At 50.0% G+C, this 12,875-nt stretch carries 11 protein-coding genes; 6 read left to right on the forward strand and 5 right to left on the reverse strand.

Going from position 1 to position 12,875, the window contains the following annotated elements; all coding sequences use genetic code 11:
* The first annotated feature begins 100 nt into the window (after positions 1-100).
* Positions 101-1,561, forward strand: a complete 1,461-nt coding sequence (locus ACKPVM_RS04635; protein ID WP_409307300.1) for an AMP nucleosidase — start codon at positions 101-103, stop codon at positions 1,559-1,561.
* Between the two features lie 83 nt (positions 1,562-1,644).
* On the opposite strand, the gene dksA is transcribed toward ACKPVM_RS04635, so the two are convergent.
* Positions 1,645-2,061, reverse strand: a complete 417-nt coding sequence (gene dksA / locus ACKPVM_RS04640) for an RNA polymerase-binding protein DksA (protein WP_409307302.1) — start codon at positions 2,059-2,061, stop codon at positions 1,645-1,647.
* Between the two features lie 73 nt (positions 2,062-2,134).
* On the opposite strand from dksA, the gene ACKPVM_RS04645 reads away from it, so the two are divergent.
* Positions 2,135-2,374, forward strand: coding sequence for a hypothetical protein (locus ACKPVM_RS04645; protein WP_409307304.1), 240 nt, complete (start codon positions 2,135-2,137; stop codon positions 2,372-2,374).
* Here the strand turns inward: ACKPVM_RS04645 and ACKPVM_RS04650 are convergent.
* Positions 2,371-3,324, reverse strand: a complete 954-nt coding sequence (locus tag ACKPVM_RS04650) for a helix-turn-helix transcriptional regulator (protein WP_409307305.1) — start codon at positions 3,322-3,324, stop codon at positions 2,371-2,373. The two genes, ACKPVM_RS04645 and ACKPVM_RS04650, sit on opposite strands and share 4 nt — an antisense overlap.
* Positions 3,325-3,480: 156 nt before the next feature.
* Between ACKPVM_RS04650 and ACKPVM_RS04655 the strand changes: the two genes are divergently transcribed.
* Positions 3,481-4,476, forward strand: a complete 996-nt coding sequence (locus tag ACKPVM_RS04655; protein WP_409307307.1) for a class I SAM-dependent methyltransferase — start codon at positions 3,481-3,483, stop codon at positions 4,474-4,476.
* A gap of 174 nt (positions 4,477-4,650) precedes the next feature.
* On the opposite strand, the gene ygjG is transcribed toward ACKPVM_RS04655, so the two are convergent.
* From ygjG to ACKPVM_RS04670, 3 genes are all read right to left on the reverse strand, one after another.
* A complete protein-coding gene (gene ygjG / locus ACKPVM_RS04660) occupies positions 4,651-6,057 on the reverse strand; it encodes a putrescine aminotransferase (RefSeq protein WP_409307309.1) in 1,407 nt (468 codons plus the stop codon).
* Between the two features lie 320 nt (positions 6,058-6,377).
* Positions 6,378-7,802 (reverse strand): aminobutyraldehyde dehydrogenase, encoded by a 1,425-nt coding sequence (gene patD, locus ACKPVM_RS04665; RefSeq protein ID WP_409307311.1) that lies wholly within the window; start codon positions 7,800-7,802, stop codon positions 6,378-6,380.
* A gap of 115 nt (positions 7,803-7,917) precedes the next feature.
* A complete protein-coding gene (locus ACKPVM_RS04670) occupies positions 7,918-8,076 on the reverse strand; it encodes a hypothetical protein (protein ID WP_409307313.1) in 159 nt (52 codons plus the stop codon).
* Positions 8,077-8,348: 272 nt separating this feature from the next.
* On the opposite strand from ACKPVM_RS04670, the gene ACKPVM_RS04675 reads away from it, so the two are divergent.
* The 3 genes from ACKPVM_RS04675 (at position 8,349) to ACKPVM_RS04685 (ending at position 12,859) form a co-directional block, all read left to right on the forward strand.
* Positions 8,349-8,858: an RNA polymerase sigma factor gene (locus tag ACKPVM_RS04675; protein ID WP_409307314.1), complete on the forward strand. Its 510-nt coding sequence runs from the start codon at positions 8,349-8,351 to the stop codon at positions 8,856-8,858.
* A gap of 82 nt (positions 8,859-8,940) precedes the next feature.
* Complete coding sequence (locus ACKPVM_RS04680) at positions 8,941-9,876, forward strand: FecR family protein (RefSeq protein ID WP_409307316.1); 936 nt, start codon at positions 8,941-8,943, stop codon at positions 9,874-9,876.
* A gap of 298 nt (positions 9,877-10,174) precedes the next feature.
* A complete protein-coding gene (locus ACKPVM_RS04685) occupies positions 10,175-12,859 on the forward strand; it encodes a TonB-dependent receptor (protein ID WP_409307317.1) in 2,685 nt (894 codons plus the stop codon).
* Positions 12,860-12,875 lie beyond the last annotated feature (16 nt).

Raw genomic sequence — 12,875 nt, forward strand, 5'->3', positions numbered from 1 at the left:
CTTCTCCTTATTGCACATTGACTGATATCTTCAGTTAGCCTGTTGCGTGATAGGGTTATCGCAACACGTAATAAGATCATAAATGTACGAAGGAGAAAACATGCATAACAGCGGGTCTGTAGAACGCCTTACCGTCACACAGGCGCTTGATAAACTGGAAGCCTTGTACGATGAAGCGGTGACATCTCTGCGCAATGCCATTGGTGAGTTTATCAGTAGCGGCAAATTACCCGATGCACAAGCCCGGGCCACCGGGTTATTTGCTTACCCCGAACTGCGTGTGAAATGGGACGGTGAATCTACCGATCAACCCCGTCACCGTGCCTATGGTCGATTTACCCATGCTGGCTGCTATGCCACCACCATTACCCGACCACAATTTTTTCGTCAGTATTTGAGCGAGCAGCTCACTCTGTTAGCTAACGACTATGCCGCTGAGATCGAAGTCCAACCATCGTCGCAGGAAATTCCGTTTCCCTATGTTCTGGACGGTTCTGACCTGCTTCTCGATCGGTCTATGAGTGCCGGCATTGCCAAACACTTCCCCACGACCGAACTCTCAAAAATCGGAGATGAAACTGCCGATGGGCTTTTTCACTCCACCACGTCCTCACCGTTATCCCATTTTGACGCCCTGAGAACCGATTTTTCACTCGCGCGCCTGCGTCATTATACCGGTACCCCCGTCGAACACGTGCAACCGTTCATTCTCTTCACCAATTACACTCGCTACGTGGATGAATTTGTACGTTGGGCATGCAGCCAGATTGCCGACCCCGATAGCCCCTACGAGGCATTATCTTGCGCAGGCGGCATCTACATCACTGCCGACACGCTTAATCCAGAACAAACGGTCTCGGATCTGGCCTGGAAAAATCACCAGATGCCGGCTTACCACCTGATATCACGCCACGGTAAGGGGATTACGCTGGTGAACATTGGCGTAGGGCCGTCTAACGCCAAAACCATTTGCGATCACCTGGCGGTGCTGCGACCGCATGCCTGGTTAATGATCGGACACTGCGGTGGTTTGCGAGAAAGCCAGTCAATTGGCGATTATGTGCTGGCACATGCTTATCTGCGAGACGATCATGTCCTTGATGCCGTGTTGCCACCCGATATCCCGATCCCCAGCATCGCGGAAGTTCAACGCGCACTTTATGACGCCACCAAGACGGTCAGCGGTATGCCAGGCGAAGAAGTCAAACAGCGACTCCGTACCGGCACCGTCGTGACGACGGACGACCGCAACTGGGAACTGCGCTATTCCGCTTCCGCTCTGCGCTTTAATCTGAGTCGTGCCGTGGCCGTTGATATGGAAAGTGCGACAATCGCTGCACAAGGCTACCGTTTCCGGGTACCGTATGGCACATTGCTATGCGTTTCCGATAAACCTCTGCATGGTGAAATTAAGTTACCCGGTCAGGCAAACCGCTTTTATGAAGGGGCTATTTCAGAACACCTGCAAATTGGCATTTGTACGATTGGTCTACTGCGTGCAGAAGGCGATCGATTACACTCTCGCAAATTACGCACATTTAACGAGCCGCCGTTTCGCTAATGACTTTACGTCATATTCTCGTTGGCCCTTGCGACGCATGCGCAAGGGCCAGATGTCTCTCAATGACAAACGGACATAACAGGCTAACGTTTATGCAGTAATTCTTTAATTTCCTGAGTCTCTTTTGCGTCAATGCTCAGTTCCGCCGTGGGACGCAATAACAGACGGCGCAGGCCGATAGGTTCACCGGTCTCTCGGCAATATCCGTATTCTCCGAGACGAATTCGCTGGAGAGCCGCATCAATCTTTGGCAACAGGCGACTTTCACGATCAATCTGGCGGAACAGCATTCTCAACTCTTCTTCCCGCATCGCCTTATCACCTTCATCACTATACTGTTCCCCCTGTTGAATGCTCCCTTTCAACTCATCAATATGATGCAGCAGCGTTGAGCGTTCACACACCAAACGCCGCTGGAAAAAAGCTAACTGAGTGGGATTCATATAATCGGCTTCAGGCATCGCCAAAATCTGTAATTCTTCTTGCGCCGTTTTTGGCATAACACTCTCCAGGATAGCCTTCAAACTAACGTTATGTTATAACATTAAAATCGAAAATTAACAGGCTATTGCTATGCAAAAAAACATCTCATTGGTCTTCCTTTCGCTGATCGCAACGCAGGCTTCTGCTTTTCAAGCCAAGATTACGCCAGTGAACACCGTACCAAGCGTCAATACGATGAGCCCATACGTCACTTTCTCTGGCTTCTCCGCCTTTGACCAACAAAGTCTTCATCCTGGCATTTGCAGTACGGTATCGATTAATGGCTGTGGCTGTATTTTTTGTACGCAATTAAGGATGTCTGGACGTTAAATCTCCCTTTTCTTTGTGACCGTACTCAGCGTTTTAGGATTGCGGCCAAAATAACGGGTAAATGCCAGACTGAAATTGGTTGGGTGACGATACCCCACTAACCATGCTGTTTGCGCGACCTGCAACCCTTGTTCTAACAATTGTTGTGCGCGTTCCATGCGCCATGCCAATAACATCCTTCCCGGCGTGGTATTAAAATAGCGATGAAATCCTTGCTTAAGTTTAAATTCGCTCATACCTGCCTGCGCAGCGATACAGGACAACGTTAGCGGCTCGGCCAACCGTTCGCGCATCCAGACACCGACTTGCTCAAGCCGGATCTCCTCATGCGGGCAACCATGCATTTTTTCTGGCACCAATAAATGCCGATATTGCGCTAACAGGCTTAGCGCATGGATATGGCGATCGAGAGGATCGGTTCGGCCATATAGTGCTTGAACATGATGTCGGCTAGCCGCTGAAATGGGAGCAAAAGCGTGTTGCCGAAGGCAATCGTCATCAAATAAGGCCGCAGCATTATCGATGCCAAAATAACGTTCGATCGCCGTCATCCCCACTAACAGGCGGCACTGCTCCACCCGCTGATTTGCCTGATAACGTCGTTCTCCCGCACTGGTTCGAAACGTGGTCATCGTGATGTGACCACGCCGAAACGGAACATGAACCCCATCATGTCCGCAATACAGTGAATCACCGGCAAGCGCAAACGTCATCACCAACATCGGTTGCGAATGGGGATGACTCGTTTCCTCAATCAACGGGTGTTCCGGCTGATAATGTGAACGTACCAGAGTCAGATCTTGAGCAATAGGATTGAAATCAGACCAGCATTCTCCCACGTTCAGAGGGAGTGAATAGCGGTGACCATCAGATCCTAGCGTTCCCATCCCTACCCGGTAACCCTGTGATACTCGTTGTACCCGCGCCATACCGTCTCCTCCGTTTGCCATACGAAAAACACCGTTTCGCATACCAATGAACATAATAACCATTCTCATTTATAGATAACATATCCCACACAATGGATCATTGTGATAGCGACAGACATTTCTCCCGCTTGCTTTACGCACACATTGCACCACGTCAATTTGAACAGGAGTCCCTTAATGCATCCTTTCGAAACACTCTGGACACTCGCGGCGGATAGCGTACGTGCCGATGTGCTAAGTCTGGCACTGGAACATCAGCTTTTTGACCGGCTAAAAGAGCCCAAAACACCGCAACAGCTCGCCGGGATACAGGGCTGGCAACCGGAAAAAACGGGTTTTCTACTGGAACTGCTCTGGAGTATGCAGTTGCTGCAACGAGATAACGCAGGTTATGTCACCACCGCTACTTGTCTGTCGGTACTTTGCCGCGATGGAGAACATTTTCTTGGTGACGCATGGCGCTATCGACTGAGTAGCCTGCGTCATTTTGGGCAGGGACTCGCCACTGGGCTAGACAAACCGCTGACACAGCAATTCAGTGAACTACCGAGGGACGAGGCCTGGGCCCACGCGGCAGAGCACCAGATTTCGCAGGAACAGCGAGCCATAACCGCCGAATATGCCAATTCGCTTATTTCGACGCTCCCCGATTTTCCACAGATAAATCGCATGCTCGATCTTGGCGGTGGCCCCGGTTGGGTCGCAATCACGCTAGCACAGACTCATCCTCATTTATCAGGTTGCATTTATGATTTGCCACAAACCGCCGCCGTTGCCCAAAGGAATATTAATGCAGCGGGACTATCTGACCGACTATCAGCAAAAAGCGGCGATTTCACTGAACAACGCTATGACTTAATCTGGAGTTCTTCTTTCCTGCATTTTGTTGAAGATATACCAACCATACTGACTGACCTTCACCGGGCATTAACCCCTGAAGGCGTGTTGGTTCTGGCTCAGGCTGAAATCGCGGAAACGGCTGCCGATGCCGCACCGGTATTGCCCTTCTTTCTCCCGCTATTAATGAGCGGTCGCCATGTCACTCGGGAAGGCCAGTTGGCGCAATGGTTATACCATGCGGGATTCGCGTCGGTAGAAACACGGCACCATCAAGTCTTCCCGATGGCGCCGCTGACGACATTGATTGCGCGTAAATGCGCAGACAAACCATAGCAGCATCGCTGTCACACAAAAGAGCGCCCGTCATCTTCCCAACCACAGGCAAATGCGGCAAGCCTGTAGCACGACAACGGTGAAGAGCTCGATGCCCGCGATAAAAAAGCCAGTCAGTATGCGCTGGCTGGCTTTTGGTATGGCCGTCTTTACGGCATGTCCGTCGCGTTCGTTTCACTCTACGGTATATTCCTGCATTTTATTTTCATCAGACATCGTGCCTCTGAGATGTTGTAAGACGATCCCCGCCTCTTTCAGTACGCGAGCACACTGATCGCGGGTAATGGTTAACGGCGGTTCAATTCTGACCGATTTTGCGTTGTTCAACGTTCCCGCGACCAACACGTTGCGCTCGAAAAGCCCCTTAGCAAACGCATAGCCAATCTCGTTTTTACTGAACTCAATTGCCTGCAACAGGCCAACGCCACGCGCCTCAACAATCAATTCAGGATACGCCGCCGCCAGTTTTTTCAACCCTTGCAGCAAAAATGCCCCTTGAGAGGCAGCCTGCTCAGGCAGTTTCTCACGCAACAGGACGTTAATTGTCGCCAGCGCAGCCGCGCAAGCCAATGGATTACCGCCAAATGTCGTGGTATGCAGGAAGGGATTTTCAAACAACACGGAAAAAACCGCTTCCGTCGCCACCGTAGCGCCAATCGGCATCACGCCGCCACCTAGTGCCTTGGCAAGGCAGAGAATATCCGGCTGAACGTTATAGTGCTCACAGGCGAACATTTTGCCCGTGCGCCCCATTCCCGTTTGAACCTCATCCAGGATCAACAATGCCCCAATGTCATCGCATAGCGATCTGACCGCAGGCAGATAGTTATCCGGTGGGACAATCACGCCGCCTTCCCCTTGAATAGGCTCAAGAATAATCGCGGCCACTCCTTCTCCAGCTTTCTGGCATTGGTGAGCCTGATGACGCATGGCGTTGATATCGCCAAAGGGAACGTGGTGGAAACCAGACAGCAACGGCATAAAAGGACGACGAAAAGCAGGTTTCGCCGTAGCGGACAACGCGCCGAGCGATTTACCATGGAACGCGCCATTCGCGGCAATAAACGTATATTTTCCGCGAGGAGACTGATAAGCCTTAGCCAGTTTCAACGCCGCCTCAACCGATTCTGTGCCGCTATTACTGAAGAAGCTGTACTTCAGATTGCCCGGCGTTAATGCCGCCAGTGTTTTTGCCAATAGCGCACGCAGCGGATCCAACAATTCCTGGCTGTGTAAAGGTTGTCTGGCGAGTTGTTTTTCTACCGCCGCAATCACGTTGGGATTACGGTGCCCTACGTTGAAAATACCGTAACCACCGAGACAATCGAGGTATTCATTTCCCTGCGTATCGACTAACGTGTTTGGGCCACTGGCGCGCCATTCGACAGCACCGTAATCGCCACCAGTTGTGACAGATTTTCTGTACTCCAGAAAACCAGGATTGACGTATTCACGAAAACAATTCAACACTTCCCGATTCAATGAGGCCATTTCATCGTGGGTTAACGTATCACTATTAATCCAATCTAGCGCCTGCTGAGAACACTCTAGCGGGTTGAGGTGTGCGTATAATCTGGACAAAATGGACTCCTTGCAAACTGATATCACGCGATATCAGTTTAATTAATGCACATAACACGCCAATTGCCCGTTAAAAACGCTAATTAAGTGTTAAAATCCGACATGACTCATAAAAATAGAATAAAAGAGAAAATAAATATACATATCCGGAATTAACCACCAAACATAGCAAATAAATTGGGATGAACAGAGAAAAACAAAGGAAGTGTGCACGCTAATCGTTCGTGTTGAACCATTTTAGTGCACCGATAGATATCCTGCATCAAACCTACCGTGTATGCCGATACAAGAGGAGAGATGCGATAACAATCATCACACGATCAATGTTTAATCATGATATGACGCACGATGGTGTAATCCTCCAATCCATACATCGACATATCCTTGCCATAGCCAGACAGTTTCTGTCCACCATGTGGCATTTCACTGACTAACATGAAGTGTGTGTTGATCCAGGTGCAACCGTATTGCAGGCGTGCGGCCAAACGATGAGCTCGCCCAATATCTCGCGTCCATACAGAAGATGCCAAACCATAATTTGACGCATTCGCCCAGCCGACAACCTCCGCTTCATCATCAAATGGCGTAATGGAAATCACCGGTCCAAAGACCTCTTTCTGGACAATTTCGTCGTCCTGATGCGCACCGGCTAACACCGTTGGCTGGAAGTAGAAACCTGTTCCTTTTCCTCGTTTTCCCCCGGTTACCACCGTGATGTGAGGCAACGCTCTGGCGCGTTCAACAAAACCTTCCACCCTTTCCAACTGTTGCTCGGTAATCAGAGGGCCAAGTTCCGTCGTCTCCGCCAACGGATCGCCCATATCAAGCGTGGCAACCGCCTTTCCTAACGCATCCACGACATCATCATAAATAGCCCGTTGTACATACAGTCGACAGGCTGCCGTACAATCCTGCCCGGCGTTATAAAAACCAAAACTGCGGATACCCTCAACAACCTGTTCAATATCTGCATCGTCAAACACGATCACCGGCGCTTTCCCCCCCAATTCCATATGGGTCCGTTTTACACTTGACGCCGTATGGGAAAGAATGTGAGCTCCTGTGGGAATTGACCCCGTCAATGACACCATGTGTACCCGCGCATGCCCCGTCAACGCATCGCCAATATCCTTGCCTCGCCCGAACAAAATATTCACGACCCCGGCCGGTAAAATATCAGCCAGCAAATGGGCGAGGTAAAAGGTGGACAACGGCGTTTGTTCCGCTGGCTTTAACACCACACAATTTCCCGCTGCCAAGGCGGGCGCCAATTTCCATGACGCCATCATGAGCGGATAATTCCACGGGGCGATAGATGCGACCACACCAACGGGATCGCGACGCGTCATCGACGTATGACCTTCCAGATATTCCCCCGCCGCCGACCCACTCAGACAACGAGCCGCACCGGCAAAGAAACGAAACACATCCACCACCGCAGGGATCTCATCATTCAGCGCAGCATGATAGGGCTTACCACAGTTAAGCGATTCAAGACGAGCAAACGCTTCAGCATGCGCTTCAATCGCATCGGCAATTTGCAGTAATAAAGCAGAGCGTGTTTTGGGTGTGGTCTGTCCCCATTGCGCAAACGCTGTATCAGCCGCGTGAACCGCTGCATCAACCTGGTGCAGGTCGGCTTGTGCGATCGAGGCAATCTCTTCGCCGTTAGCCGGATTGAAAACGGTCAGCATCTCACCTTTGCCTGCGACCAGTTTCCCCTCAATAAGCAATTTGTCATGCATACGCGCCCCTTCCCCTTATAAACAGAAAGACAGAAAGCTACTGGTGTCTTTACACACCGCAAGCCACACATCATCCGCCTGCAAGATACTTGCCATATTGCTCACATCGGTAAGCCTAAGGCGTTTTATCTGGCGAGTTTTGCGTTTGTGTTGCGGCCTGTCGGGCTTCCTCTGCCAACTTTTCAATCTCCTCATCAGTAAGCTGTTCGGAAGCTTCATGAACCTTGGCAAGTCCTTCATTAACAGTGACGTCTTTCGGATCCTGTTCGGTCATTCCCTCATCCTCACGAGTCAATAAGTAAAGATAAGTGTAGTCGAAGAGAAAATTCCGCCAATCTGAAGAAGATTTAACTCTTCTTCCCGATCGCTCTATGTGATAATAATTATCAATTACATCATGTTTTATTATTCAGGCCTTATCTGCTCGCTTTCTCTGTGCAACACAAAGGCAAACGAACCCTTCCCTATGTTCAAACCATACCGTGATCATCGGGAAGCAAAGCGCCGTTGCATCCCAGGGGGATAAGTCACCTGACGGGACGTTGGATGTCAGAGTCTGAACTCAGAGTGCTTTTTAACCACTATGCCCAGCGGTTAGAGCGGTATCTTAATCATAAACTGCGTGACCCACAGACTGCGGCGGATTTAGTGCAGGAAAGTTTCCTACGTCTGGCGCAGCGACTGGAACAAAATGATGATGTAGAAGATAAGAAAGCGTATCTCTATAAAACGGCCAATAACTTATTGCTAGACCACATCCGTCACCAGCAACGTTGGCAGCAGACATCATCTATGGACGATACGGATGCACGACTGGATGAGTTGCCAGATACCCTGCCACAACTCGATCAGGCCGCTATCTCACGACAGGAGTTGGAACAATTAGCAGCGCTGCTATCTACGTTACCCGCTCGTTCACAGCAAATATTTCGCATGCATCGATTGGAACACATGACACAAGTACAAATTGCCCAACAGTTGAATATTTCGCTTAGCACCGTAGAAAAGCATCTCGCGAATGCCCTGAATGTCATGATAACGATTCGATTAACCTGAAAAATAATCACAAAATATTTACGGGTTTATCACGATCAGACGTCTACTTATTTAGAGACCCTATAAAAACCAGGCCTACCAGATGAAAGATCACCCCCCTGAAATGACCCAACAGGCAGCGCTGTGGGCCGTCCGTCTGGCAGAAGCGCCGCTGGAAGACGATCAGGAACACGCCTTCCAGCACTGGCTACAACAAGACCCTCGTCATACGTCTGCATTGCAGCAAGCGGAAACGCTTTGGTTAGCGCTTGGCACATTAACGCCAGCACAAAAACAATCTTTTCAACCGCAAGTCGTCCCCATAAAACGCTTTGCGCCCTGGAGAATTGCGGCATTGTTGGCATTGGGAATCAGTGTCGGCGCGGCATGGTTTTCTGATGGGTGGTTAATGTTAAGTTCGGATTACCGAGCGGAACATCAGGTTCGTCACGTTACGCTTCCGGATGGCAGTCGGGTCGATATGGACGCGGGCAGCGCCATCTCACTTGCCTATAATCAGCACGAGCGACGAGTAAAATTGTTACAAGGGAACGCATGGTTTACCGCCGCACCCGTCAGTGCCTCAGAACCACGTCCCTTCATGGTGGAGGCGGCATCCGGTATCACGCAAGCACTTGGCACTCAGTTTTTAATCCAGAGCGCAGAACAAAGTACCACCGTTGGTGTGACTGAACACAGCGTTCAGGTTACGGTAAACGAGCAAACGCTAAAGCTCGATGAACAACAGGCCGCACGCTACACCCATCAAGGTGTGACACGATTATCCAACTGGGACAGTCGCAACAGTAGCGACTGGAAACGCGGGCTATTAATCTTCAATCAACAACCGTTGTCCGATGTGGTGGCCCGCATCAGCCGTTATCATCGCGGAACGGTGGTTATTTCAGGCACCACGTTACGCCAAAGCAAGGTAAGTGGCATTTTCTACCTGAATGAACTGGATGGTGCGCTCAATACCATTACGACTGAACTGGGGGCGAAAACGATCACGCTTCCCGGTGTCACCATTTTATACTAACCGATTTCCGGCCAGTCCCATTTTTGAGAAAAAACGCAGAAATGGGACACGAGAGATCAGAAAAACGATCTGCACTCTCATCCCCCCAGACCTAAACGGACCAGACCTTTCCACCATCACATCTCATCAACACCCTATAGGAAAAAATTTAAATCTTTTTTTACGGGTTCTACGATCTCAACCGTCTTCATATTTAGGTAATGATTTTTATTATCATTTCCATTCAGAAACAAAAAACTTATATCTCTTTGTTTTTAGATACTAATTGATAATGATGTTGGCGGCAGAACAGGTGAAAATGGACAGTATTTTAAAAAATCAACAATTCCCTTTGTTACCGGTCAGTAAACTCTCGCTTGCCGTTGGGATCGCGCTTTCGTTATTAGGTCCGCAACCCTACGCACAAGCAGAAACTCAGGCGACAACCAAACCTCAGACACAGTCAGGTAGAACAATCGCTTTCTCCATCGGCGCACAACCTTTACATACAGCACTTTTGCGTTTTGCAGAACAGGCGGGGCTACAGGTGTTCTTTGCTGATGTAAAACTGGAGAACATGCAGGCCAGCCCGTTACAAGGGCAAGTAACACCCGATCAAGGGCTACGCCAGTTAATTGGCAACAATCCCGTTAATTTCCAAATCACGCCCGCTGGCGTTATTACCCTGTATCCCCATCAGGATAATGTCGATAGCGTCAAAATCGATGACACCATGGTGGTGCGCGCGCTCAGCGTTGCCAACGCAGGCGATTGGATCTATGAACAGCCGCGAGCTATCAGCGTGGTATCTCGTGAGCAAATGGATAATCGTCCCGCTCGCCACGCCGCTGACTTGCTGGAGCAATCCACTGGCGTTTACTCCAGTGTCAGTCAACAAGACCCGGCACTTTCGGTGAACATCCGTGGTATTCAGGACTTTGGCCGCGTCAATATGAACATCGACGGTGTTCGGCAGAATTTCCAGAAAACAGGCTATGGTCAACGTAACGGGCAGATGTATATCGATTCAGAATTGCTTTCCGGCGTCACCATCGAAAAAGGTGCAACCAACTCAATGGGGAGCGCCGGGACGCTAGGTGGCGTCGCTACGTTTAATACGGCCAGTGCCAGTGATTTTCTGGCACCAGGCAAAGAACTTGGCGGTAAGTTGCACGCCAGCACTGGCGATAACGGCACTCACTTTGTGGGTAGCAGCATCCTCGCACTCGGCAACGAAACGGGCGATATTCTGATCGGTGCCAGTGAACGCCATTTAGGTGACTATTGGCCGGGTAACGACGGCAACCTCGGTAATATCCGAATCCCCGGTAGCGCGAATAATTACAATGAACTGGCTGAGAACTTAAAACACCAGAAAGTCACCAATGCGGCTTATACCATGCGCTCAAGGTTAGCCAAAATTGGCTGGAATATGCCCGCAAACCAAAGAATTCAGCTCAGCTATATGCAGACGCAAACCTCCAGTGAGAACACGGGCACTTTGTCTGACATGTCGAACACTGAATTAGGCTGGAAAGCCAGCGGTCACAGCGAAATCATGGCCCGTAATGTCGCGCTGGACTATAGCCTGAACCCTGATAACCAAGACTGGCTGGATTTTAAAACAAAAATCTATTACGCCGATACAGACAACGATACATACAACTATTCAACGTCAAGCAACAGTGCCTATAGCGAGCGAACCCGACTTCGCACCTATGGGTTACAGGCGCAAAATACATCAAAACTCTGGTTCAGTGGCGCACATGAGCTCAGTGCCGATTACGGTACGGAACTTTACTACGACAAGATTACAACCAACAGTGACAGCAGCAGCGCAAGTAATGCGACGCCAGAAGGCAATCGCACAATGGCCAGCTTATTTGCCAACCTTAATTACGCTTATGACGACTGGCTCACCTTGCATGGTGGGATGCGCTACGATCGTTACCGGCTGCGCGGCACGACCAGCATCAGTTATAAAGAAATTAACTACACCATTGATGCCCCCTGTGACAAACGTTCCATTGCGCTTTGCACACCGCTGACCAAAGACGTCACACAGGATTGGGATGTAAATGACGAACACGGCAAGATATCACCCACCTTGTTTGCCGGAATCAAGCCGGGCGTGGACTGGCTGCAACTGTATACCAGCTACGGATTATCGTGGCGTCCGCCTTCAGTCAGCGAATCGTTTGCCAATGGCACATATAGTGCGGGTAATTATTATCTTTATCCCAACCCTAATTTAAAACCGGAGCGTTCCCGAGCATGGGAAGTCGGTTTCAATATCCAACATCCAGATCTCCTGCTTGAAGGCGATCGGATCGTTGCTAAAGTCTCTTATTTCGATACCAAGATCAGCAATTACATCAGTCTGAATGGAGCCAGAAATAAGCCGGGATATAACGGTTATTCCCTCAGTAATGCGGTATTCCAAAATAATCTGGCGCAAAGTCGTTTCCGTGGACTGGAATATCAATTGAACTACGACGCCGGTTTTCTCTACGTTGATGCCACCTACACACACATGATCGGTAATAACGATTTCTGTGCGCCCGTTGCCTGGCTAGGCGGTGTGACAACCGTCGGCGGCACCCGGAACAACTATTACTCCACGCCTGTGGATACGTCCGCCAGCGATTTCTACTGCCAGAAAACACTGCTCTTTAGCAATGCCGCCTATCTGCCTGGCGATCGCGGATCGGTGACGCTGGGTGCCCGTGCTTTCGACAGAAAACTGGATATGGGGGTCACGATGCGTTTTGCGCCCGGCTATCAGGACACCACCGCGCCCAGCAACTCAGCCTATCTGGCTGACTGGCCTAAATATCAGGTATATGACCTGTATGCCAGTTACCGCCTTACCGACAGCTTGACCCTACGAGGTTCGGTAGAAAACATCGCTAACCGTGCTTACATCGTCAGCTACGGAGAATCATTAGGGTATACCCCAAGCAGAGGAAGAACCGTACAGGCTGGGATGGAATATAGATTCTGATTTCTCTGTTATCTCG

The sequence above is a fragment of the Pectobacterium hainanensis genome (assembly GCF_046237015.1).
Lineage (GTDB): Bacteria > Pseudomonadota > Gammaproteobacteria > Enterobacterales > Enterobacteriaceae > JBJYIN01.

Coding starts and splice junctions, on each gene's coding strand:
- ACKPVM_RS04635 (WP_409307300.1), top strand. CDS start 101: ATGCATAACAGCGGGTCTGTAGAACGCCTTACCGTCACACAGGCGCTT.
- dksA (WP_409307302.1), bottom strand. CDS start 2,061: ATGCCAAAAACGGCGCAAGAAGAATTACAGATTTTGGCGATGCCTGAA.
- ACKPVM_RS04645 (WP_409307304.1), top strand. CDS start 2,135: ATGCAAAAAAACATCTCATTGGTCTTCCTTTCGCTGATCGCAACGCAG.
- ACKPVM_RS04650 (WP_409307305.1), bottom strand. CDS start 3,324: ATGGCAAACGGAGGAGACGGTATGGCGCGGGTACAACGAGTATCACAG.
- ACKPVM_RS04655 (WP_409307307.1), top strand. CDS start 3,481: ATGCATCCTTTCGAAACACTCTGGACACTCGCGGCGGATAGCGTACGT.
- patD (WP_409307311.1), bottom strand. CDS start 7,802: ATGCATGACAAATTGCTTATTGAGGGGAAACTGGTCGCAGGCAAAGGT.
- ACKPVM_RS04670 (WP_409307313.1), bottom strand. CDS start 8,076: ATGACCGAACAGGATCCGAAAGACGTCACTGTTAATGAAGGACTTGCC.
- ACKPVM_RS04675 (WP_409307314.1), top strand. CDS start 8,349: ATGTCAGAGTCTGAACTCAGAGTGCTTTTTAACCACTATGCCCAGCGG.
- ACKPVM_RS04680 (WP_409307316.1), top strand. CDS start 8,941: ATGAAAGATCACCCCCCTGAAATGACCCAACAGGCAGCGCTGTGGGCC.
- ACKPVM_RS04685 (WP_409307317.1), top strand. CDS start 10,175: ATGGACAGTATTTTAAAAAATCAACAATTCCCTTTGTTACCGGTCAGT.